Here is a 23160-nt window from a genome sequence, read left to right as displayed (position 1 = left end):
TCTCCCCGTTCTTCACGGGGAGAGGGTAAGGGTGAGGGGCAGCGCAAACGCCCCCTAAACCAGGCCTCAGTCCCCCAGCGGCTCCATTTCCTTGCCCTTCCTGTGGATCTGGGCGTTGTATTTGATGCGGCGGACCGTTTCGCGAGCCGAGCCGTCGAGCTTGTAGGCTGCCGCCACGGCCATCAGGTCGATCGCGGCCAAAAAGGCGAAGCGCGAGGCGGTCGGCTTCAGCGTGTCGGGATATTCGGGCACCGCCACCGTCAGCCTGACGTCGCAGGCGCGGGCAAGCTCGGTGTCGGGCGCGGTCACGCCGATCGCGTTGGCGCGGTAATGCTTGGCGAGCTCGACGGCCTCGATCACTTCGCGCGTGCGTCCGGTCGCCGAAATGGCGATCACCAGGTCGCTGGGCTTCAGGGTCGAGGCGGTCATCCGCATCAGGTAGGGGTCGCACTGGGCGCTGACGGTGATGCCGTAGCGGAACAGCCGGTATTGGGTCTCCTGCGCCAGCGCCGAAGAGCTGCCGCCGAGGCCAAACACCGTGACCTGGCGCGCCTTGGCGATGAGCTCGGCGGCTTTCACCAGTTGCGCCGGATCAAGCTGCCGTTCGGCTTCCTCCAGCGCCCGGCGGGCCTCGCCGAACACTGCATTCCAGAACGGCATGCCATTGTCGCTGCTCACGGACGGCGGCTTGCTCAGATAGAGCGCGCCGACGACCAGGCTCTGCGCCAGCTTCAGCTTGAAATCGCGCACGCCCTCGCAGCCGATGGCCCGACAGAACCGGGTCACGGTGGGTTCGCTGACCTGGGCGCGCTGGGCAAGTGCTGCGTTGGAAGCGTCGACCGCGAATCTGACATCGTCGAGCACGACATCGGCGACGCGCCGCTCCGCCGGGCGCAATTCACTGTAACAGTCCTTCACCAGCGAAATGATGTCGGGGATGCGCCTGACATGATCGGGTTCATCGGGTTCGTGGCGCGAGGTCAATCGTACCTGGCCTTCAGCCTCGGTCATGACTCATCCCTGCCGTTCGTGGAACTCGACCATGTTTGCGCACCGCTTGCCTGCTCGCTGAAGTATGTAGGAAAGCAACAAGCTTTTCAACAAATAGAAAAGATAATTAAAACAATCATGTATTCGCGGTGCAAACGATCCCGATGACTAGATCCGCGGTCGCCGTTCGACTGCAAAGTCGGATAGTTACAGACTGATTTCTGGGGACGCGCGCCTCCCCTTCTCCCCCTGTGGGAGAAGGTGGCCGCGAAGCGGCCGGATGAGGGGTGCTCCAGCTTGGCACCGACCGCACTCCGTCCAGCACCCCTCAACCGTCTTGGCGCTGCGCGCCAATCCACCGCCCGGGGCGAGTCACGGGCCTCGCCCGCCCTTCGGGCCCCACAAGGGGAGAAGGCAAGGGCAGCGATGTCAGCCCGTGCGTCGCGCGAGCTGATCTGAATCGCCATCCAGCCACGCAATGTCGTCGGGCGAAAGCGCAATGTCGAGGGCCTGCAGACTGTCGTCCAACTCGTCGAGCGTACGTGGTCCGATCAGCGGGACGGACGGGAACGGCTGGGCCAGGACATAGGCGAGCGCGACATGGATCGGGCTCTTGCCCAGCCTGGTCGCGAGCTCGATCGCCCGGTCGCGGCGGCCGAAATTTTTCTCGGAGTACCAGACCCGGACCAGTTCTTCATTGTCACGCTGGTCACGCCCGGCGCGGCCGGTGAAGAAGCCCCGTCCCTGGCTCGACCAGGCGAAGTTGGGCATCTGCCGGGCGGTCAGCCAGGCCTTCCATTCATCGCTCGACGAGGTGACGCAACCCGGCCAGATCGGCACCAGCATCTCGGCCAGCGAAAAATTGTTCGAAAGCGCGCCAGGCTTCTGCTTGCCGGTCCGCTCGGCATAGGCAATAGCCTCGTCCATGCGTTCCCTCGTCCAATTCGAGCCGCCGAACGGACCGCGGATGCGGCCAGCCCTGACCTCCCTGTCCATTGCGTCGACGAATTCGTCGACCGGCACGTCCGGATCGTCGCGGTGCATGAAATAGACATCGACATGATCGGTCTGCAGCCGGTCGAGCGACTGGGTGAGCTGCTTGCCGATCACATCGGGATAGCAGAGCGGGGTGTGCGCGCCCTTGCCGATGACCACCGATTGCTCACGCACGCCGCGGTTTTTCAACCATTGGCCGAGCAGCGTTTCGGTGTAGCCGCTGCCATAGATGAAGGCCGTGTCGAAGACGTTGCCGCCGGCTTCGAAATAAGCATCGAGCAGGATCATGCCCGAGGAGAACGTGCGAAAATCCTCGAAGCCGAGCGCCAGGCACGAGGCCGGCCGCGGCAGGCCCGGAATTTCGCGCTTCGGGATGGTGGTGCCGCCGGCGCGCAGCCGCCGGCCGGAGATGGTGTAGACGCGTTTTTCGGGTTTCTCGATCTCGTATTCGAGCCCGATGGCGGCACGCCATTTGTCGAGCACGCGCAGATTGCCGAGGCTGTCGGTCCAGCCCATGCCCGGCCAGGCAAACTCCTGCTTTCCGGCCGGGATGGCCTCGCCGGCGGCGTCGACCTCGAAAGCGTAGAGCCAGCGGTCTTCCCTGACCTCCACCACCTCCTCACCGCCCGGACGGATGATCCGGATTTCGCCGGTGCCGCCTTCCCTGCCGCTCGCATACCAGAAATCCGCGACCTCGATGCGGCCCCTGGTGCCAAGGATGCGCAGGACGTTGTCCTGGGCCAGCGAGATGCCGCAGGAGACTTCGGCGACGATGCCGCTGGGAAAATGCAGCAGCGCCGAAGCCCATTCGTCGACGCCGGACTGGCCGAGATGCGCTGCACCCGCGACCTTGTCCGGCTCGGCGAAAGGCTTTCCCAACGCTGCCCCGGCAATCAGCCGCGCCATCGAAATGGGATAGCCGCCGACATCCAGAATGCCGCCCCCGGCGAGATCGTTCGCGTAGAGCCGGTGTTCCGGCATGAAATCAGGCATGGCGAAGCCGAAGCTCGATTTCACCATGCGCACCTCGCCGATCGCGCCGGACCTGACCAGCTCGACCAGCTTTGCCGTCTGCGGATGCAGCCGGTACATGAAGGCTTCGCCAAGAAACGTGCCGGCCTTGCGCGCCGCATGGATCATCGCGTCCGCCTCGAAAGCGGTCAGCCCCATCGGCTTTTCGCAAAGCACATGTTTTCCGGCCTCGGCCGCCCTGATCGCCCATTCGGCGTGGCTTGGGTGCGGTGTCGAAATGTAGACCGCATCGACGTCCGGGTCCGCGAGCAGAGACTCGTAGCCGTCGAGGATGCGAGCACCCGGGAAGTTATCGGCGAGGCCTGATTTGCCGGGATTGCGTGCGCCGAGCGCAACCAGTTCGCCGGTATGCGAACGGGCCACACCGCCGGCAAAGGCCTTGGCGATGGTGCCGGGCCCGAGAATGCCCCAGCGGATTTTTCGTGGTTCGGACGTCATTTCAAATCTCCTTGGGCGTCGCCTCGGCGTCGCGAGTTGGTAAAAGAAAAATTGGCGTGTCTTTGTTTTTATGCATGTCGTTGTCCCAACCGATGCGCAGTTTGGGCGACATGCATTAGCGAATGCGTGCACCTGATTTGTCGAAGAGAAGCGACCGGACGGCCTTGATCGACACCGCCATGTGGTCGCCATTCGCCCGCTGCCGCGATGCCTCACGTTCGATGATCAGTTCTTCTGGTCCGGCACTGGCATAAACATAGCTCACCGATCCGAGATGTTCGGCGACGTCGGCCTTGACGGCGATGTCGCAATCGCCTTCGCCGGCCTCGAAGAAATGCTCCGGGCGCACGCCGAGCACGACTTCGGCGCCAACCGCAGGCGGGGCGCCCGACAGCGGTTTCCGCAGCCGAGCGCCGCCATGGTTGGCGAGTTCGACGGTTACTGCGCCGTCGTTCCCGACCACTTTCGCCGCCATGAAATTCATCTTTGGCGAGCCGACGAAGCCGGCTACAAAGCGATTGGCCGGGTCGTCATAGAGATCGAGCGGCGCGCCGATCTGCTCGATATTGCCGGCGTTGAGCACAACAATCCTGTCGGCCAGCGTCATCGCTTCGGTCTGGTCATGCGTCACATAGATCATGGTGACGCCGAGTTCCTTGTGCAGGCGCGAGATCTCGACCCGCATCTGCACCCTGAGCTCGGCGTCGAGATTGCTCAGCGGCTCGTCGAACAGGAACACCTGCGGCTCACGCACGATGGCGCGGCCGATGGCGACGCGCTGGCGCTGGCCGCCCGACAATTGCCGCGGGCGCCGTTTCATCAGCTCGGCGATGCGGAGGATCTCGGCGGCCCGCTTCACCCGCCGCTCGGTGTCGGCTTTCGGGTTGCCGTTCATCCTGAGCCCGAAGCTCAGATTCTGCTCGACGCTCATATGCGGGTAGAGCGCATAGGACTGGAACACCATGGCGATGCCGCGGTCGGCCGGCTCGACATCGTTCACCAGTTTGCCGCCGATGGCAATTTCGCCGCCGCTGATGTCCTCGAGCCCGGCGATCATCCTCAGCAGCGTGGATTTTCCGCAGCCGGAAGGGCCGACGAAGACGACGAATTCGCCGTCATTGACGTCGATGTTCGCGCCGTGAACGATCTCGAAGACGCCGAAGCGCTTGACGACCTTCTTGAGTGTGACCGCTGCCATGCTGATCCTATTTGATGGCGCCGGCGGCAATGCCGGCGACGAAATGGCGCTGCAAGAGCACGAACACGACGAGCATCGGCACGGTGAGCATCACGGCGCCAGCCATGATGCCGCCCCACGACACTTTGGTGAGGCCGATCAGCGTGCCGAGCGCCACCGGCGCCGTCATCGCGCCAGGCTTGGAATTGATCAGCAGCGGCCAGAGGTAATTGTTCCAGGAGGCAAGGAACAGGATGATGGCGAGCGCCGCCAGCATCGGCCGCGCCAGCGGTAGTGCTACGAACAGGAAGATCCGCCATTCCTTGACCCCTTCGACCCGGGCGGCGTCGAACAGATCGCCCGGCATCATCGAGAAGCTCTGCCGCATGAACAGCACGCCGAGCGAATTGAACAGCGGCGGCACGATCAACGCCACCCAGGTGTTGGCGAGCTTGAAGTCGCGCGCCACCATGATGAATTGCGGGATCAGCACGACAGCATAGGGAAGCGTGATGGTGCCGAGGATGATCGCGACGACGACGCCCTTGCCGAAGAACTGGTAGCGCGCCAGCGCCCAGCCGGCCATCGAGGTGAGCAGCACCGAGAGGAATGTATAGGTCACTGCCACCGAGACCGAGATGCCGATGGCGCCGATGAAATTGGTGTCGCGCTGCAAATTGCTGACGTTGTCGAGGAAATTGCCGTGCGGCAAAAGCTCGATGCTGGGGCTGAAGATGCCTCTGTCGGGCATGGTCGAGAAGATCACCATCATCCACAGCGGAAACAGCCAGATCAGCGCCAGCGGCGCCAGGAAGAGATGCAGCGCGATGCTGCGTCCCAATCTGGCGGAGGAACGGCTCGAAGAGGAACGCGAGCTCATTTCGGGTCCCTCGTCAGCCACAGTTGCGCCAGCGAGATGGCGATTGCCAGCCCGGCCATGGTGTAGGCGATGGCCGAGGCGTAACCGAAATTGAGGGACCTGAAACCCTGGCGGTAAAGCAGCAGCCCGAGCGTTTCGGTGCCGCCGCCCGGCCCGCCTCGCTCGGTGATCAGGAACGGTTCGGTGAACAGCTGCATGGTGCCGATGATCGACAGCACGGCGCAGAAGACGATGATCGGCTTGAGCAGCGGCAGCGTGATGTAGAAGAACTGTTTGAGCTTGCTGACGCGGTCCAACGTCGCCGCCTCGTAGACATCCTGGGGGATGGACTGCAGGCCGGCGAGCAGGATGATGGCGTTGTAGCCGGCCCAGCGCCAGGTCACCGCGATCATGATGACCGCCATCGCCGGCGTGACGTTGGAAAACCAGTCGATTCGCGGCAGGCCGACGCTGTTGAGCAGCTTGTTGATGATGCCGTAGTCGAGGTTGAACATCAGCCGGAACACCGCCGAATAGGCGACTTCGCCGACCACGACCGGGGCGAAGAAGGCGAAGCGGAACAGGCCTCGGGCCTTGAGCAGCGGCGAGTTTAAAAGCACGGCCATCACGATCGCCAAAGTGATCATCACCGGCACCTGGATGACGAGGATGAGCAGCGTGTTCTTCAAGGCGTTGAAGAAGGCCGGGTCGCCGATCAACCGGCCCCAGTTGAAGCTGGGCGCGAACCGCCACGGCACGGTGCGCGTCGCCTGGAACGAGATCAGGAATGAGCTGATGATCGGCCACAGCCAGAAGATCGAGAAGATCAGCAAATAGGGCGCGAGGAAGCGATACGCCGTGGCGTTCTGATAGCGCATTCTTTCTCCTTCCTGTCTCGCGCTGGAACGCGGGGTTAATGATGCGGCTGCAAACGCGGTTCATGAACTTCTGGCGAGGACCAATTGTCGAAATCAGCGCTGCCCCTCATCGCCCTGCCGGGCACTTCTCCCCGTATAGTGACGGGGAGAAGGGGCTGGCCGCAATCTGGGCGTGCATTCTGCAACGTTGGTGATTGGCGAAACCGTCGATGACCGCGCCCCTCTCCCCGTCACTATACGGGGAGAGGATGCCGGCAGGCAGGTGAGGGGTAGCGAAACGGTCACAGGAAGGAGTCGAATTCGAACCCGCCCTACATTTCACTCTTCGACCGGCAGACCGGTCGCCGAGGCGATCTGGCTTGCGGCGTCGTCGAGCGCCGCCTTGGCGTCGGGGTAGCCGCCGCCCAGATATTTGGTCTGCACTGCGCGGGCGATGATTTCCGCGTCGCTCTGGAACGGTGTGCCGCGGCTGGGGACGACTTTTGGCAAGGTGCCGAGGATGTCCTTCCACACCGCCTGGCCGCCCCAATAGGGCTGGCCTTCGGAGACATAGGGGTCGTCGAGCGCCGAGATCAGCGACGGCACCAGGCCAAAACCCTTCAGCATCGCTATCTGGCCTTCATTGGTCGCGAGCGAATATTTCAGGTAGGCGTAGGCGGCCTCCTTGTTGTTGGACACCGAGGTGATGGCGAGCGAGGAGCCGCCGAGATTGGCGGCGCGCGGGCCGTCGGCGGTGAGGCTCGGCATCAGGTAGACGCCCCATTTGCCGCTGCCGTCGGGCCACTCGGTGCGGATGGTGCCCTCGTACCAGCCGCCATACATCTGGGTGGCTACGGTGCCGGCGGTGTTGTTGGTGATTTTGGTGCTCCAGTCGGCCGAGGTGATGATGCCGGCATCATTCATCTCCTTGATCTTGGTCATCGACGCCACACAGGCCGGCTGATTGACGGTGATCGACTGCCCGTCGGCGGCGAAATAGGCGCAGCCCTGCTCGTTGGCGATCATCCGGAAGAATTCGGAGTCGCCGTTGAAATCGGCATTGGTCATCTTCACACCAGGATTGGCTTCTTGGATCTTCTTGCCGGCGGCAATGAAATCGTCCCAGGTCTTGATCGAGGTTGGATCGACGCCGGCCTTCTCATAGAAGTCGCGGCGGTAGTACATCGCGACCGGCCCCGAATCCCACGGCATCGCATAGGCCTTGTCTTCCACTTCGAGCTCGGTGCGCTTGAAATCGGGGAATTTTGCCTGGTCTTCGGCGGTATAGCCGAGCGTATGAAGGTCGACGAAGCAGTCCGGGAATTGGCTCCAGTAGTTCTCGGCCTCGCCGTTCTCGATCGTCACGATATCCGGCAGCCCCTCGCCGCCGGCGGCGCAGCCGGCGATCGACTTGTCGTAAATCGGGTTGTTGCCGAGATCCTGGACCGTCACCTTGATGTCGGGGAACTGTTTATTGAAACCTTCTATGGTGGCCTTCAGCGACGAAGCGGCGACGTCCCAGCTCCAAATCGTGATTTCGCCGGATTGCGCAAAGGCCGGGGCTGAGCCCAGGGCAAGCGCGAGCGCGGCGCAGGTCATTGTGATGCGCATTGAAATCCTCCCATTTCATTTGCTCTCTCTTCGCGAGCAGGCCTAGACTAGGCACTGGCGAAGGCTTGTCCGCGACAAAAGGAATAAAGAATTGGCGGAAAGTAAGATGCCGGATAGGCCGTTCTACCAGCCCGGCGCCAGCAGCGTGGAGGGTCTGCCGCTGCTGTTGCAGATGTTTCACTCCCAGCCCCTGGTGATGCTCAAGCCGCATTGGCATGCCCAGGTCGAGGTGAATTTCATCGTCCGCGGCGCCGTGCACTACCGCATGGATGAGCACGAGATCTCGCTTTCGGCCGGCGACATGTGCCTGTTCTGGGGCGGCCTGCCGCACCAGATGGACGATGCGTCGGACGACGCCGTCTATGCCGGCGCGCATCTGCCGCTGGTGCACTTCTTCCGGCTCCACCTGCCCGCCGACGTCCGCAACCGGCTGATGACCGGCGCGACATTGGTGACCAATGCCACCGACCGCTCCGACAGCCACAATTTCGAGCGCTGGAACCGCTACGTCCGCTCGGGCGATCCGGGCAAAGCCGAGCACGCCGTCAACGAACTGCTGCTGCGGCTGGAGCGGGTGCGCTTCGAACCTTACCGGCTGGTACCTGAAACGCCGATCGAGCAGGAGCCAGGCAGCCCCTTCGATCAGCAATCGCTGCGCAATGTCGGGCGCATGTGCGACTTTATCGCCGAGAATTTCCTCTACGACATCGATTGCGTGGACATCGCGGCGGCGGCCGACATCCATCCCAAATACGCCATGAGCATTGTTAAGAAATCGACCGGCATGACGCTCAACGAATATGTCAATTTGTTGCGGCTCAGCTACGCGCAGGCGCTGCTGATGCACCAGGACGCCAACGTGCTGCGCGTCGCCATGGACTCCGGCTTCGGCTCGCTCAGCGCCTTCAACAAGTCGTTCCGCAAACTGGCCGGCATGTCGCCGTCCGATTTTCGCAGAGGCGCAGGCGTCAGATAGTGCATGCAAGGGCATGGCTGCGGATGAGGCCCGGGCTTCGAGCACCAAAGCGGCCACGGCTTGGTTTAGCGCCTGCGCAAAAATGCACCACCGGCCCGAAGCCGGTGGTGCTCTCTGGACAGTCTGTAGGGGCAGGACCGTTCCAGGGATCCCTTAGGATCGGGCTCAAATGTCGGCTTTTCCTTGACCCATTGCATCGGCCGAACAGATGAAGGAGCCCGCCAACTGCCTAAGAATCTCGATGGTGGGATGCGCCGCCGCGGCGCATGATTTGCGATTTTATTCGGCTGCGTCAGGAATTTCGCCGGAGGTATCGTCGGCCGGATCGGCCTGTCTTGCCAGGAACTTGTCCAGGGCTGCCTGCAAGGACAGGGTGGCCTGCGGCGAGGCCGGCGTCGTCGAAACGACAGCCATTGCATGAGCAATTCCCCGCGTGGACTTATCCCTGGCCGCCGCAGACGTTGCGGCTCCGTGGCCCTGCGATCCGGCTGCAGCCGAATTTCCGCCATTGCCGTTGCTTGCGCCGTTACCCTTCCCGCCGCCATTGCCGCCGGGTCCGGCGAGGACTGGACACGCGACAAGGGCGAGAGCGGCGACCGTTGCGAACAGACTGGTTCGAGTTTTCATAATTCCTCCTTCGAGCCGCCCTCCCGCCAGGATGATTCCGGACTATGAATATGAGGACTCTCTAATATGATGGTCCACTACTTAACCAGTTTGGTTTAAATACACCTGTCCGCAAGGGACCTTGGTCCGAAATTGAAGAGCAAAAGTCCTAACTCTATTGGGGGTATTCCGAGCGGCGAACAAAGCGCCTGAAGGCCACAGGCAGCCGGCAAGTGACAAGCTCGCTCCCGTCTGCTGGGTGATGACGCCGCCCAAAAACGAAAAAGCCGCGGTGGACCGCGGCTTTTCGATGCTTGATTCCCTTAGAGGAAACTGGAGCGGGTGAAGCGATTCGAACGCTCGACCCCAACCTTGGCAACCCATTGATTCCACGAAACTTATCGTCGCAAACCGTAACCTATTCAGCCAGAAAATGATTGTCCAGCGCTCCGGGGAGCGGAACACTCTGTCCCACGGAGTTCCGTCGAAAACCGCGCCTTGCGGCTCCCCTCGGGAACCCGGCAAACGATCGACTCAAGCAACCCGAACACCCAGGGGAGCAAATGGCTAGGACGAGTAAGAAGCGACTGACGAACCAGGTACTTGAACGCATGACGCCGCCCAAAACAGGGCGGCTGGAAGCCCGGCCTTGCGATTGCGTGGCACGGTTCTTGCTTCCACAGCTTCAGACATGCCGGGCGCGAAGACCCTGTTCCACATCGATACCGGCGTGTGAGGTAGGGACAATGATGTCGCGTATAGCTTCTGTTCGGCCTTCCAGCAGCGTTTTTGGCCGCCGCCCTGGGGGTAGGCCTCTGGTCGTCCGTCACCTCGTGGGAATTTCTGACTGCGACCCAATCAGATTCGGTCTTTTGTTCGAGCGGTCCATCAACCGAGCCCGTATCGACGTCGGCGTCGCGGAAACTGCCACCGTGTCCGCCAGGTGTCACAAGGTCATAAGGAGCGTCTCGATGGCCGCGAGACTGTGGATATGGTCGCGCATAGCATTCCTGAAAGATGCGGCCCCCGCCGGTACATCCGCGGTCGGCGGAAAAGGCGTCGTAGCGCAGACAAAAATCGGGAACGAACAGCCTCCTGCGGCGGCGGCTTGCGGTTACAGGAATCGGCTACGAGTGCGCCCAGGGAAAGTTTGTGTCATGGATCGTTCGACTCAGTTGGCATCAGCCATTCGCGAATTCGTTGCACCGCGCTACCGGCCGGAGCTCCACTATATGCGCGGCCCCGGGCCGGCCTCCGCGCGCCGCGAGAGCGCACTGAAGGCTGGCCCTCATCCCTCCTGATCTGATCTCTTGCAGTGCCGCATCACGCAGCAACCGCGGACCGTGCAACTGGGTCTTCCGGCTTGGCGCCCAGACACTCGGCAAACCATTTCCGGTCCGGTCCGGTATGTCTCCAATTCTCCTATTACTTTCGCCATTAACGGTCCTTGGTTGCCGTTCGCGCTTAGAATTAGAAAGAGATCGGACCGATCGGACCGTTTGAGTCCGAAACCACATTCCTGCGCGAGCGCACCATGGCGTGCCTGATCTGTCTGGAAGACCGTGGACCCGCGTGGAGTTAGCAAGAGACTGGGGTTGGTTCTTCCTATAATTTTGGTCTGAAACCACCTGACCGGAGAATCGCCATGACTGCCCCACGTCCGTCCAAGACGCATATCGGAAATCATCGGCTGCATCCGGAAACGTTGATGCTGAGCTACGGCTTCGACCCTCAGCTGTCGGAAGGTGCGGTGAAGCCGCCGGTGTTCCTCACCTCGACCTTCGTGTTCCGATCAGCCGAAGAGGGGCGCGATTTCTTCGATTTCGTATCCGGACGCAAGGAACCGCCGAGCGGAACCGGAGCCGGATTGGTCTATTCCCGCTTCAATCATCCCAACAGCGAAATCGTCGAGGATCGCCTGGCAATCTACGAAGGGGCCGAGGCCTGCATTCTGTTTTCGTCCGGCATGTCGGCCATTGCCACCACCCTGCTTGCCTTTGCCCGTCCGGGTGACTTCATCGTGCATTCGCAACCGCTTTATGGCGGCACTGAAACTTTGCTGGCCAAGACCCTGGCCAATTTTGGCGTCGGGGCTGTGGGTTTCGCCGATGGTGTCGATGAACCAGCCATTCGAGCGGCGGCTGATGAAGGTTGCAGAAATGGCCGCGTATCGCTCATCTTCATCGAAACGCCCTCCAACCCGACCAACTCGTTGGTCGATTTTATGGCTGTCGGCCGTATCGCCGACGAGATCGCCGCCAAACAGGGACAGCGCCCGGTCGTCGTGTGCGACAATACTTTGCTCGGACCGGTTTTTCAGCGTCCGCTTGACCACGGTGTCGACGTTTCCGTCTATTCCCTGACCAAATATGTTGGCGGCCATTCCGATCTGATCGCCGGCGCGGCACTTGGCAGCAGGGCCGTCACCAAATCCATCAAGGCGCTAAGGGGGGCGATCGGAACGCAGCTGGATCCGCACTCGTGCTGGATGCTCGGCCGCTCACTGGAAACGCTGAGCATTCGGATGGAGAAAGCCAACGCCAATGCCCGCATCGTCGCCGAATTCCTGGCCGACCACCCGAAGGTCGCAAGGGTGGCATATCTGCCATTCCTCGGCGACGATACTCCGGCCGCAGGCGTATTCAGGACGCAATGCACGGGCGCCGGGTCGACATTTTCGTTCGACATTCGCGGTGGTCAGGCCGCGGCGTTCGCGTTCCTCAACGCCCTTCAGATATTGAAACTTGCCGTTAGCCTTGGCGGCACGGAATCGCTGGCTAGCCATCCTGCCGCTATGACCCATTCGGGCGTGCCCAAAGACGTTCGGGAACGGATCGGCGTTCTTGAGTCGACAATAAGGCTGTCGATCGGCGTCGAGCACCCCGACGACCTTGTTGCCGATATCGCCCAGGCGCTGGCCCTCGCCTGAAAAATCCCGTGACATCTGTTGGGCGGACTGGCGTCCATCTCGTCGCGATTGCCGCGTCCAGGAGTCACCCTGACCCCACTCCCGGTTTTTTTGACCGGGAGGGGGGCATCTCCGCTGAAAAAAGCGCGGCGGCTCCCCCGACGCTCCCCGCGGCCGGTCCAGCGCTGGTAAGAATCCCGCACCAACAGGCTTCGCGGCCCGGCACCCTAACCCTTGCAGGAGTATGCCACAGCCCAGCACAGGTCGGACCGTCTTCCGGCATAACAACATCACCACGGCTTCAGCAGGCGACCATTCGCGAACGCCCGCTTGCCCGCCGATCCGAACATTGTCGCTACGGTTTGTAACGGCAGAGATTGGGGCCGAAAACGGAACGGCGGCTTTCAACATCGGCTGCACTTATAGCGGACGGCCGCAGATACGCGGCGGAGCCTGTCCCGGCGGGCTAATCGAACAGTCCGCTCGCGGAATCCGCGGTCGGTTGCACCAGCGTCCTCAGGCATTCAACGACCTTTTTTGCTACGCTTCCCTGGCCAAGCTGAAAGTGCGATGTCGACCAAACGTTTCAGCCTCTGGGTGCAGGCACCGTCACACGCCTGCACCGACATGCCCTGTACGAAGGCTCCATAGAAACGCGCAAGCGACTCCGTGTCGGTGCCGACAGCGAGATCCCCTTCGCTAATCGCTCTGTCGAAACGTTCGCGTATAGCTTTGATCGCAGCCTCTCGCCTTGCAGTCATAGATTTCGCGACCGGTTCATTTTCCGCCGCGCATTGAACAACCGCTGTCGAGACAATGCATCCTCTCGGGTCGTCGGGGCGCGAGATGCCAGTCGCGACATCGTGCAGATAGAAAGACAGAGCCTCATACGCGCTTAAGCCGCTATTCAGCGCGTCCATCCGAGCCTTGCTTTCCCGCTCGACGGCATGATCGAGCGCCTTGCAGTAAAGCTCCTGCTTCGAACCGAAGGTCGCGTAGAGCGACGGCGGCGTAACGCCCATGGCCGCCGTCAAGTCGGCTATGGAAGTCCCTTCATAGCCATGCTCCCAGAACAGGCGCGCCGCAACGTCCAGCCCGACATTGCGATCCAGCGTCCTCGGTCTGCCCCGCTTTTTCGGAGCCTCCACCATATTTATATCGATCCCTATAAAAAACATTGACAACGTTCCGCTGCGATTAATATATCGACCGCTATTAAACGCTGCAATGGAGTTCGCAAATGTCCGGACGTCTCGCAAACAAGGTCGCCCTCGTTACCGGAGGATCTCGTGGCATAGGCCGCGCAATTGCACTTGCCTTCGCAAAGGAGGGCGCTGCTCTTATCGGTGTGCATTACGCCAGCAACGCCAAGGCGGCCGCGACGACGGTGCAGGAGATCGAGGCCCTGAGTTCGCGGGCTGTCGCCATCCGTGCCGATTTACGCGATGGCAAGGCGGCGGCCGACAGTATCGCCGAGCAATTCAGAAAGGCGTCCCTGGCCGCGACTGGCAAAGCCGGCCTCGACATCCTCGTCAACAATGCCGGCATAGCGGTGGCGACGCCCCTGGCGCAGACGAGCGAAGCCACGTTCGACGACCTCATGACGATCAACTTCAAGGCACCCTTCTTCTTGATCCAAGCGCTGGCGAACGACATTCGAGACGACGGACGGGTCATCAATGTTTCCACTGGCTTCACGCGTATCGCAGCGCCGACCCATCCAGCCTATGCCGCTTCAAAAGGTGCTCTCGAAACACTCACGCTGGCACTCGCACCCGAGTTTGCAAGCCGTGGCATAACGGTGAACGCGGTCATGCCGGGGGTCACGGAGACCGACATGAATGCCGCTTGGCTCGCGACCGATGCGCGTGCCGGCGCGGAAGCGTTGTCGGTGTTTTCGCGGGTTGGCCAGCCCGCCGACGTGGCGGACGTCATTACCTTCATCGCGTCGAACGATGCACGTTGGACGACGGGCCAGCGGATTGATGCGACTGGCGGAGCGCGGATTTAGGCGGCGATTTTCATCTCCGAGAGCTCACGCGAGATCAGAGCGTTTTTCCGCTCGTCGGACGAGGAGGCGGTAACCTCAGCGTGACGGATGGGGCCGCTAACGGACTTGCGGGCTTGGAATGTGAGAAGCGGACATTCAGACGCCCCCACATCGACGTGAACTGACCCGGAGGCGGCCCAGGCCCTTCATCTTCACGATCGATCGCGCCCACTGAAGACGATCCGAGCCTAGGCCTACGAGGCAGAGGCTGTCTGCACTAGCACTTCATCTCGATCCGGATGCCATGAATGAGCTTGCCGCTCTTGTTGAGTACTCGCCCGGCCGGCTGCGGGGCCATCGGATGGACAACAAGGCACCCTTTGCCGTCCCACGCCTCGATCGCCCGGATCACGTCGCGATTGTCCGGCAAGACGGTCCCGTCCGGGCAAATATCATGGATCGGCCCACCGACAGAGTCGAAGACGAAGATAGAAGGCCAGCGGTGGTGGTGGATCGGTTCTTCCTCATCAGCTAGCAGCGTAACTTCAAGCACTCGCAAATTGTCGTTCTCGAAAAGCACTTTGTGATTGGCCGGCGCGGCCGCAACCGCATCGAGCGCTGGATCCCATTGAGCTGGATCAATCTGGTTGATGGTACCGGTCGTTATAACCATTTTCTCCTCCATCGGGGCCACCCATGTTTTGGCGGGCGGATAGTCGCATCTTCTCAACGTCGACCTGTATACCTGTATACCTGTATAGGGTGGGTCGGCAGTTCCGGCAGCGGTCGATCTCAAACCGCCGGCACTGGTTGCCCTCGGGGAGGACCGCACCGACGGCATGCCGCATATTGTCCACCTCATGAGAAGCATAGTGGATGACTTTCATGCTTGGCCGCTCGTCGACCTCCTTTCGGTCAGCGAGGAGGGTGCGCACGCCGCGCGCTGCCAGACATCGTGCTACCGATGCATCCAGCGTTTTGGGAACCGCCGATACCATGGCCTGCTCGATTGGCGCCTGGGGATCGCCTACCTGCGCGCCATGGTTATGCCAGGCTACACCTGCGGACTGTCCCAGTATGACGGGCGCTTCCCGGAAATGGCGGGCTGGCGCGAGCACGCGACGGCTCTCGCCGAGACCGCCGCTCGGATGCGTCCGGGAGCGCTGATCGCGAGTATCCACGCGCCGTCGGGACTGCCCTGCCTGCTTGAGCAGGGAAGATCCGGACCCGGCTCAGCGATTGTGGTCGTCCATCCACTCTGGAGCACGCAAGGCGACGCCGGGCTCGCACTCGCCGGTGGTGAGGATGTGAGATTCATCGACACCTTCGAACTGGAGCGCCGACCACTGCGTGCGCTGGAGATGGCAAGGGGTGTGGGTCGTCAAGGCAATGACGAGGGTCCGACGCCGTCGAATACCTGTAGACACCATGATACCCCAGCGCTCCCCGGCGCCAGATAGCAAAAAGGCCCGGTTACCCGGGCCCTTTATGCTTTTCAAATCTAAAGAAGATTTGGAGCGGGTGAAGCGATTCGAACGCTCGACCCCAACCTTGGCAAGGTTGGCACTCGCGTTTCCGGGAGTTTCCTGGAATTTCCGGGAGTCTCTGAAAACGTTGCGTTTCCTAGCATTCTCGCTTACTACGTTTCAGCAAATACCGCAGCGGCCCGACTACCAATTGGCTGAAAACGAAATCCTTCACCGAAAGCGAGTTTGAGATTCTCGGAGTTGAACGCGAGAGGGGCAAGCCGGCATTCGCACTCATGGCTGACCCAGGGACGCGCAAATATGTCGGCAGCGCCTTCGTCAGCGTCAATCGTGAGATGCGCGAGCGGCTTTGGAAACGTGTGCAGGAACACGCCGGGCCGCCGCCCAAGGACATGCCAAAGCGGCCGGCAACGCAGTGGGTCAAGCCGGGGATAAAGGCACGCGTGAAGCATCTCAGGGGCGAGGAAGACCTGCGGCACGCCTCACTGCAGGACTTCTGGGCGGAATATTAAGAAAGGGGCTCGCTCCCTTGTTTAGCGCCTGCCTCCCATCTAGCCTGATTACTTCAGTCTGAGGAGGCGGGTATGAATCAGAATCCGGAAGGCAATCGGCGATCAGCCGCAGGAAGCGCATTGGCCATCGGGCTTTTGATATTGAGCATATTCCTGGCAGGATGCACTACGGCTTCAACTAGCGAAAAGGCTGGGTGGCTCACCGAGCATAGTGCCTCCAGCGTCACCAAAGCGATGGAGAAAAAGGGCTTAATGCCCGCGACCATCGACTGCCGATACAGCCGAAACGGCCCGGTCAACTTATCGAAATTTACCTGGAAGCGTGCCGCAGCGAACTCAATCTGGCGCTGGTATGTTGGGCCTCCCGACTATGTTGCGTCGAATGAAGTTGGGGCACGTGCAATTGGCCTTCGTCGCGTGTTTTCGAAAAAGGCTCGCGATCGGGCCACAGGCCAAACAGTTCAATGTTCGATCTGGACGAATTGATCCTCGCAGCGGTGCCGACCTCTGGTAAAGGAGTAGTCCTTACGATGCCAATGGTGGGAGTCATGGCGGGCAAGCCGTTGCATGCACGTGAGCGGGTGAGCGCGCGCAAAGTGGTGAGCGGACGAGGAGCGGGAGGGTGAAGGGTAGAAATGGAAGATGAAATAGGAAAGCCAAAGCCGCATTTGCGCCTGGCCGTCGAGAACGATCAGAAGGCGATCGATCAAGCGTGGGCGAAGGAAGCCGTTGGATGGCCGCTTCGTGAGCTTGCCGCCAACATCATCCGCGTCGTGCGCGGAGCCGGGAAGTCATACGAGATTGCAGGGCAGTGCGTGTCGGTTATCAAGGCGTTCCAGCAGTACCGAGATACGGTGGGCCAATGGCCATCGAGCTGGGAAATAGATCAGGCATTGTCGATTAGCCGAGAAAGGCACGGCCAGCAGACATACGACGAAGCCTGGCAGCGCGAGCAAGCTCGCGACACCGTTATTCGCGGAGCACTCCAGGTCAGCGCCTCTCGCCTTGTGGGTCAGAATACGCAGGAGCAACGCGGGCGTTCTGAGATGATGGAGGGCCTACGAGAACTCGAACAGATTAGAGAAGAAACCCGTAAGCAGGCTGCGGAAGAGGAGAAAGCTCGGCGACTGAGTCTCAAAGCAAGAGCCTCACCGTCAAAAAAGCGGGGCAAACGAAAGACGTTGACGCCCCGGAAAAAGCCCGATCCAGATGTTTCATTCTAGGGCCTATCGGCTCTTTCGCAGCCTCACGCCCTGCCCCTCGCCGTTCTCTGCAACGAAGATAACTCCGCCGCGGTCAAACGCCTCCAGAAGTGCGGCGACTGTCCGGGGCTGTGCCGCAAGGAGTCCCGGCTGAGACTCAAGTCGCTTGATCGACGGCAGAGACACCTTTGATGCCGCAGCCAAATCCTTCTGCTCCCATCGGAGTAGTGCCCTAGCGGCCCGGATTTGTTCGCTCGAAATCGCCATTTTTGTTTAGTTCCTCGTGAACCATTTAATACCTGAGGTATTGACAGGGTTCCAACAATGAATTAATACCTCAGGTATCGCACAAGGCGACGTGAGGAGCAAGCTAATGTTGAACCGCTCGGAAATCATGAAGGCAGCCTGGGCGAAGTGGAATGCCCATTTCGCGGCCCGTCCGCATATCGCGCGCAAGCTCAACCGGGCCGACTTTGGCTTCTATCTCGCCGCCGCTTGGCATGAGGCAAAGGCGGCGCAGATGACCGCGCCAGAGCGCCGCGCCGATCGCATTACGGTTGAGATTGACCGCCTCAAGTATCAGTCGTTCCGCGTCAACATCGAACCCCGCCGCCGTCAACTCGAAACGGAACTAGCAGCCCTCGCCGGATAGCCCGGCACAACGTTCAACATAGGGAGAATGACAATGCCGAACACCACTGTTCGGGCAGCCGCCGAAGGCATGCCCGAGATCAACCGCCGCCGCATGCTACTCGGGCTCGCGGCTGCTTCAACCGCTGCCGCCACAATCACTGTGGCGTCGGCCGCTGGCTGCGCACCTGTTGAAAACCCGGAACTGATCCGGCTAGGCAATCAACTGCCGGAAGCTGCGGCCGAATACCGCGCGGCGCTCGAAGAAATCGAATGGATCGCCGCGGAATGGAAACACCGCTGGCCGCTGGCCCCCGACGAAATCACCATGCCGCGCGGGAACTACATAGACGGCGAGCGCGATATCGCCGGACGGTTCCTTAGGCGTCCAGGAGAAGAGCTTCGCTGTGTACGCGATGTCAGAAACCTCGCGGCCATAGTAGCCAACGAACGCCCGCTGCGACACAACGCGAGTGAGGCCATGCGAGCTAGGCGAGCGGCCTGGCTAGCTAGAGCCAAGAGAGAGCTCAAGATTGGCAAGCTCTACAAGGTTCAAACCACCCGCCTTCGCAAGGTTTCAGGAATGGACATGGCGAAGGCGAGGGCGGCGGCTGCGAAGAAGTCACTTTCAGATCTGGTGACCGCTATCATGGAGCAGTCGGGAACGACCATGGAGGGGATGCTGATCAAGGCGCAGGCGGTCACCACCTTCAACAAGGCGATTGCGCGCAAATACCCCTTGGATGGCGAGCTTTGGGCTGCACAGTTGGCAGCGTCGGTTCTCCAGTTGGCTTCGGAAGGGGATGCATCAGCATGAGCGCCGGCAAGGAAAGGATGACGTTCGCGGATCTGGAGCCGCTGATCTGCGACTCCGACAACATGGTCGACGTCCTGTTGAACCTCTTGGAGGAGCATTTCAGCTGTCTCCCTCCCGAAAGCGGCAACTACGTCATCACCGAGGCGGAAGGTAGCCGCCTGTTCTTCGTTGCCAGTGTCGCGGAGTCAATGTCCCACAAGGCCAAGGACGCCTATTCAAAGCGTTCGAAGGAAAAGCGTCTTAACGATCGGCGCCATGTTGAAGCCCGCTGCCTCACGGTGGCGGGCTTTTCATTTAGCCGGTCAGGCTATCAGAACGGCCCGTTGCTATAGCGTGGTAATCGCGGCCATTACCCCCTATTGGGGAGGGTAATATCGGGACCGGTACGCGCATGCTCGCGAGGGGGAGTTAGTTCAAAAGTCCCTATTGAGGATCAATGGCTTAGGCCAATTTAGTTAACAGGTTTCCGGTTAATAGGTCGCTTGGCCACAGCGCATCGAGGACCACTTCGTAGACACCCCCCTATGTCTTCCTCGATCTCGACTTCGCCGATACCTACAGCTGCTTACTGCCGGTCCGGGCGATAGACGAGGAAAGCGACACGGACGGCAGCGCGTAGACTGGGACGCGACCTCTATGCAGAAGACCCGCCGCTACATTTGCGAAGCGACGGGCCTCCGCCCCATTCCCCCATACCTGACCATCCAACTGCCGTGCCAGACTTATTGACCCATCGCGGGACACCTTATGGCTTCTGCGCAGGGCCTGGATGTTGCAACAACGATATGCCAGTCGGACCAGGCTCGGCTGTGGGAATTCCCACACCGGGGAAAACATTGGAAAAATCCGCTCCCAGTTTTGCTTTCTATGGGCAACCCATCACTCCCGTTTCCCTGCCGTGCACGCCGCAGCCTGAATTTCATTTCGAGCAGTCGGCCAGACTTTGCCTCGCCCCAAATGTCGAAGCTGGCCAGTGTCGTCTGCACCGCCTCATGGAAGCTCTCAGGGGTAGGGTGTCTAAAATAGATGGTGAGTAGATGGCGGCAACGACCCCTAGGCAACGGCCCGCAAACGTTCAAGGTTGAGGCGAGGGCGTTCCGCGGCCAACCCCAAAAAGCCTTTGGTGGCGACATGGTGGCGACACGGCCCGAAAAAGCAAAACGGCCGCCCGAAGGCGACCGCTTTAAATGCTTGATTCCCCTTGGGAAAACTGGAGCGGGTGAAGCGATTCGAACGCTCGACCCCAACCTTGGCAAGGTTGTGCTCTACCCCTGAGCTACACCCGCTCGCGCGGCTTTTGGGCCGCAAGCCGAGCCTATATGGCTGAAGGGCGCGGCGATTGCAACAGGGAAATCGCAGGTTTTTTGGGCCGCACCCGGCGACGTAAACGAGCCTTCCCTAGCGGATAGGAACGCAATCGGCAGCCTTGCTGCGCAACGGTCTTGTCTCGGCCGCGTCATTGGCCGTAAACGGCATGACCCAAACCGCGACACAAGCCAAAACCGCGACAACAAGAAAGTCCGACAAGAAACGACATGCCGAAAACCGAAGCCGAGCTTTTCGCCTTTCTCGCCGATCTCGGGATCGAGGTCTCGACTCTGCGCCATCCGCCGCTGTTCACGGTCGCCGATTCGCAGGCGCTGCGCGGGGAAATCGCCGGCGGGCACACCAAGAACCTGTTCCTCAAGGACAGGAAGGACAATTTCTTCCTGGTCAGCGTCGATGAGGAGGCGGCGGTCGATCTCAAGCAGATCCACCAAATCATCGGCGCCGCCGGGCGCGTTTCCTTCGGCAAGCCGGAGATGCTGATGGAACTTCTCGGCGTCGCACCGGGAGCGGTCACCGTGTTCGGCTTGATCAACGATACGCAGTTGCGGGTCAAGGTCGTTCTCGACCAGGAGTTGATGCGCCATGCCGTCATCAACGCCCATCCGCTGACCAACGAGGCAACGACATCGATCGCCGCCGCCGACCTGGTCAAATTCGTCGAGGCAACCGGACATGATGCTGTTATCTTGAAAGTCACGGCATGATCGCCACATGGATGACGATAAACCGGCTTCTGAGTGAGAATTAAGGATGTTGCGCCGGGCTGGCGGCCGGGCGGCGCGACCGAAAGGGCACGAGATGAGCGACAACAATCAATTTGGCGGCCCATTTGGCAGCAATGGCGGACAGTATGCAACCACTGTGCAGTATGGCGGCACTGAGGCCAGCCCCGCGAAAGTCGCGCTTGGCGACCCGCCTGTCGCCGTCGACGTCATCAAGGAGACGACGACCGCCACATTTGCCGCCGACGTCATCCAGGAATCGCGCCGTCAGCCGGTGCTGGTCGATTTCTGGGCGCCATGGTGCGGGCCCTGCAAGCAACTGACGCCGCTGCTGGAAAAGGCGGTCACCGCCGCCGGCGGCAAGGTCAAGCTGGTCAAGATGAACATCGACGACCATCCTTCGATCGCCGGACAGCTCGGCATCCAGTCGATACCGGCAGTCATCGCGTTCAAGGACGGCCAGCCGGTCGACGGCTTCATGGGCGCCATTCCCGAGAGCCAGATCGCCGCGTTCATCCAGAAGGTCGGCGGCAAGAACAATGGTGCGCCGCAGGTGGCCGAGGCGCTTGCCGCGGCCGCGGAAGCGCGCACCGCCGGCGATGTGCAGACCGCGGCTGATATCTACGATGCGATCCTGGAACAGGCGCCGGAGACGATCGAGGCGATTGCCGGGCTGGGCGATCTGCTGTTCGAGGCCGACGATGCCGAGGGCGCCGAAGCCGTGCTGGCGCGGGCGCCGGAAGCCAAGAAGGATGCGCCGCCGCTCGCCGCGGTGCGCGCCAAGATGGCGCTTGCCGCGCAGGCGGCAGCACTTGGCAATCCGGCCGAGCTCGAGCGGCGCCTGGCTGAAAACCCCGGGGATCATCAGGCACGTTTCGAGCTTGCCATGATCCAGAACGCCAACGGCGAGCGCATGGCCGCAGCCGATAATCTGCTGGCGATCGTCAAAGCCGATCGCTCGTGGAACGACGACGGCGCCAAGACGCAGTTGCTGCAGTTTTTTGAGGCATGGGGCATGACCGACGAGGCAACGCTGGCGGCGCGGCGCAAATTGTCGTCGCTGCTGTTTTCCTGAGCCCGCCTCAAGCTGTTTTTGCCTGATGGCCTTGCGGTCGACAACGGCTGCGCCAGATTAGGAGGCCTGACCGATCCGTTCTTCGCTCGGTGACGATTACGCGTCAGGTTGCGAAGAGATGGGCGGGTTTGATGCGCTTCTTGAGGGAGCGAGCGGAGGTTTGAAGTGCAGGCGGGAAACGCGCATTACCGGCTCGATACCGATTTGCCGCCGACGGTGCCGATCTTCCCGCTTGAAGGCGCATTGCTGCTGCCGGGCGGCCGCATGCCGCTCAACATTTTCGAGCCGCGCTATCTGGAGATGGTTGACGAGGCGATCGCCGGATCGCGGCTGATCGGCCTCATACAGCCTAGCCTCGACGGTGCGCGGCGTGCCGATGGCGAGCCGGCGCTTTGCAATGTCGGCTGCGCCGGACGCATCATCGCGCTTTCCGAGAGCGGCGACGGCCGCTACCTGATTTCGCTGCAAGGTGTGTGCCGGTTCCGCATCGTGCAGGAGCTTGCGGTCAAGACGCCCTTCCGCCAGTGCCGGTTTGCGCCCTTTCTCACCGATCTCGACGAAGATCAGGCGGAGACCGAGATCGACCGGCCGGCGCTGCTCAGGGCATTTCGCGCCTATTTGCAGGCCAACGATCTTGAAGCCGACTGGGAAAGCGTCAGCCGCGCCGAAAACGCCATGCTGGTCAATGCGCTGTCGATGATGGCTCCTTACGGGCCGGCCGAGAAACAGGCGCTGCTCGAAGCGGCGGACCTGAAGACACGCGCCGAAACGCTGATCGCCATCACCGAAATGGCGCTGGCGCGCGAAAACGAGGATTTCGGATCGAGTTTGCAGTAGGCAAGCTAGAAGGACGCAGGGATTAGGCCAATTGCGGAAGTCGGCGCCGCCCCTCATCCCCCTGCCGGGACCTTCTCCCCGTATAGTGACGGGGAGAAGGGGCTGGTGG

General features: G+C 61.3%; 22 protein-coding genes and 1 tRNA gene. 13 read left to right on the top strand and 10 right to left on the bottom strand.

Annotated features, from left to right (window positions below):
• Positions 1-66: 66 nt before the first annotated feature.
• The 6 genes from NMG70_RS30225 to NMG70_RS30200 all read right to left on the bottom strand — a co-directional run bounded on the left by NMG70_RS30225 (position 67) and on the right by NMG70_RS30200 (position 7960).
• Positions 67-1011: a MurR/RpiR family transcriptional regulator gene (locus NMG70_RS30225; protein WP_254027868.1), complete on the bottom strand. Its 945-nt coding sequence runs from the start codon at positions 1009-1011 to the stop codon at positions 67-69.
• Between the two features lie 408 nt (positions 1012-1419).
• Positions 1420-3456, bottom strand: coding sequence for an aldo/keto reductase (locus tag NMG70_RS30220; RefSeq protein WP_254027867.1), 2037 nt, complete (start codon positions 3454-3456; stop codon positions 1420-1422).
• Between the two features lie 115 nt (positions 3457-3571).
• A complete protein-coding gene (locus tag NMG70_RS30215; protein WP_254027866.1) occupies positions 3572-4654 on the bottom strand; it encodes an ABC transporter ATP-binding protein in 1083 nt (360 codons plus the stop codon).
• A gap of 7 nt (positions 4655-4661) precedes the next feature.
• Entirely contained in the window at positions 4662-5513 is an 852-nt protein-coding gene (locus NMG70_RS30210) for a carbohydrate ABC transporter permease (protein ID WP_254027865.1), read from the bottom strand.
• Complete coding sequence (locus NMG70_RS30205; protein ID WP_254027864.1) at positions 5510-6370, bottom strand: carbohydrate ABC transporter permease; 861 nt, start codon at positions 6368-6370, stop codon at positions 5510-5512. Before NMG70_RS30205 ends, NMG70_RS30210 begins: the two co-directional genes overlap by 4 nt.
• A 318-nt stretch (positions 6371-6688) precedes the next feature.
• On the bottom strand, positions 6689-7960 hold the full coding sequence (locus NMG70_RS30200) for an ABC transporter substrate-binding protein (protein ID WP_254027863.1): 1272 nt from the start codon (positions 7958-7960) through the stop codon (positions 6689-6691).
• Between the two features lie 106 nt (positions 7961-8066).
• Here NMG70_RS30200 and NMG70_RS30195 point away from each other — a divergent pair, with 106 nt between their 5' ends.
• Positions 8067-8936, top strand: coding sequence for a helix-turn-helix domain-containing protein (locus tag NMG70_RS30195; protein ID WP_254027862.1), 870 nt, complete (start codon positions 8067-8069; stop codon positions 8934-8936).
• Between the two features lie 279 nt (positions 8937-9215).
• Here the strand turns inward: NMG70_RS30195 and NMG70_RS32735 are convergent, their stop codons facing one another.
• On the bottom strand, positions 9216-9350 hold the full coding sequence (locus NMG70_RS32735) for a hypothetical protein (protein ID WP_301555197.1): 135 nt from the start codon (positions 9348-9350) through the stop codon (positions 9216-9218).
• A gap of 1837 nt (positions 9351-11187) precedes the next feature.
• Between NMG70_RS32735 and NMG70_RS30190 the strand changes: the two genes are divergently transcribed.
• Positions 11188-12471: a cystathionine gamma-synthase family protein gene (locus tag NMG70_RS30190; protein ID WP_254027861.1), complete on the top strand. Its 1284-nt coding sequence runs from the start codon at positions 11188-11190 to the stop codon at positions 12469-12471.
• A 503-nt stretch (positions 12472-12974) separates the two neighbouring features.
• Here the strand turns inward: NMG70_RS30190 and NMG70_RS30185 are convergent.
• Positions 12975-13601, bottom strand: coding sequence for a TetR/AcrR family transcriptional regulator (locus NMG70_RS30185; protein WP_254027888.1), 627 nt, complete (start codon positions 13599-13601; stop codon positions 12975-12977).
• Positions 13602-13690: 89 nt separating this feature from the next.
• Between NMG70_RS30185 and NMG70_RS30180 the strand changes: the two genes are divergently transcribed.
• Complete coding sequence (locus tag NMG70_RS30180; protein ID WP_254027860.1) at positions 13691-14461, top strand: SDR family NAD(P)-dependent oxidoreductase; 771 nt, start codon at positions 13691-13693, stop codon at positions 14459-14461.
• Between the two features lie 256 nt (positions 14462-14717).
• Here NMG70_RS30180 and NMG70_RS30175 read toward each other — a convergent pair whose 3' ends face one another.
• Positions 14718-15113: a hypothetical protein gene (locus tag NMG70_RS30175; RefSeq protein ID WP_436798486.1), complete on the bottom strand. Its 396-nt coding sequence runs from the start codon at positions 15111-15113 to the stop codon at positions 14718-14720.
• Positions 15114-15279: 166 nt separating this feature from the next.
• On the opposite strand from NMG70_RS30175, the gene NMG70_RS30170 reads away from it, so the two are divergent.
• From NMG70_RS30170 to NMG70_RS30140, 7 genes are all read left to right on the top strand, one after another.
• Positions 15280-15900 carry a hypothetical protein gene (locus NMG70_RS30170; RefSeq protein WP_254027858.1) on the top strand — a complete coding sequence of 207 codons (621 nt, stop codon included), beginning with the start codon at positions 15280-15282 and terminating at the stop codon, positions 15898-15900.
• A 302-nt stretch (positions 15901-16202) separates the two neighbouring features.
• The gene (locus NMG70_RS30165) at positions 16203-16439 is read left to right on the top strand and encodes a hypothetical protein (protein WP_254027857.1); all 237 of its coding nucleotides are present in this window, start codon (positions 16203-16205) and stop codon (positions 16437-16439) included.
• 72 nt (positions 16440-16511) lie between these two features.
• A complete protein-coding gene (locus NMG70_RS30160; protein ID WP_254027856.1) occupies positions 16512-16925 on the top strand; it encodes a hypothetical protein in 414 nt (137 codons plus the stop codon).
• A 149-nt stretch (positions 16926-17074) separates the two neighbouring features.
• Positions 17075-17662 carry a hypothetical protein gene (locus NMG70_RS30155; RefSeq protein ID WP_254027855.1) on the top strand — a complete coding sequence of 196 codons (588 nt, stop codon included), beginning with the start codon at positions 17075-17077 and terminating at the stop codon, positions 17660-17662.
• 355 nt (positions 17663-18017) lie between these two features.
• Positions 18018-18293: a hypothetical protein gene (locus NMG70_RS30150; RefSeq protein ID WP_254027854.1), complete on the top strand. Its 276-nt coding sequence runs from the start codon at positions 18018-18020 to the stop codon at positions 18291-18293.
• A 33-nt stretch (positions 18294-18326) separates the two neighbouring features.
• Complete coding sequence (locus NMG70_RS30145) at positions 18327-19088, top strand: hypothetical protein (protein WP_254027853.1); 762 nt, start codon at positions 18327-18329, stop codon at positions 19086-19088.
• The gene (locus NMG70_RS30140; protein WP_254027852.1) at positions 19085-19420 is read left to right on the top strand and encodes a hypothetical protein; all 336 of its coding nucleotides are present in this window, start codon (positions 19085-19087) and stop codon (positions 19418-19420) included. Before NMG70_RS30145 ends, NMG70_RS30140 begins: the two co-directional genes overlap by 4 nt.
• Positions 19421-20299: 879 nt before the next feature.
• Here the strand turns inward: NMG70_RS30140 and NMG70_RS30135 are convergent.
• Positions 20300-20374 (bottom strand) — tRNA-Gly (locus tag NMG70_RS30135).
• Between the two features lie 249 nt (positions 20375-20623).
• Between NMG70_RS30135 and NMG70_RS30130 the strand changes: the two genes are divergently transcribed.
• The 3 genes from NMG70_RS30130 to NMG70_RS30120 all read left to right on the top strand — a co-directional run bounded on the left by NMG70_RS30130 (position 20624) and on the right by NMG70_RS30120 (position 23051).
• Positions 20624-21121, top strand: coding sequence for a prolyl-tRNA synthetase associated domain-containing protein (locus NMG70_RS30130; RefSeq protein ID WP_254027851.1), 498 nt, complete (start codon positions 20624-20626; stop codon positions 21119-21121).
• A gap of 94 nt (positions 21122-21215) precedes the next feature.
• On the top strand, positions 21216-22214 hold the full coding sequence (trxA, locus tag NMG70_RS30125; protein WP_254027850.1) for a thioredoxin: 999 nt from the start codon (positions 21216-21218) through the stop codon (positions 22212-22214).
• Between the two features lie 165 nt (positions 22215-22379).
• Positions 22380-23051 (top strand): LON peptidase substrate-binding domain-containing protein, encoded by a 672-nt coding sequence (locus NMG70_RS30120; RefSeq protein ID WP_254016952.1) that lies wholly within the window; start codon positions 22380-22382, stop codon positions 23049-23051.
• Positions 23052-23160 lie beyond the last annotated feature (109 nt).

It is taken from the genome of Mesorhizobium ventifaucium (genome assembly GCF_935822925.1).
Taxonomy (GTDB): domain Bacteria; phylum Pseudomonadota; class Alphaproteobacteria; order Rhizobiales; family Rhizobiaceae; genus Mesorhizobium; species Mesorhizobium ventifaucium.
Note: the sequence above shows the minus strand (reverse complement) of the source record. Positions and strands in the feature narration are given on the sequence as shown.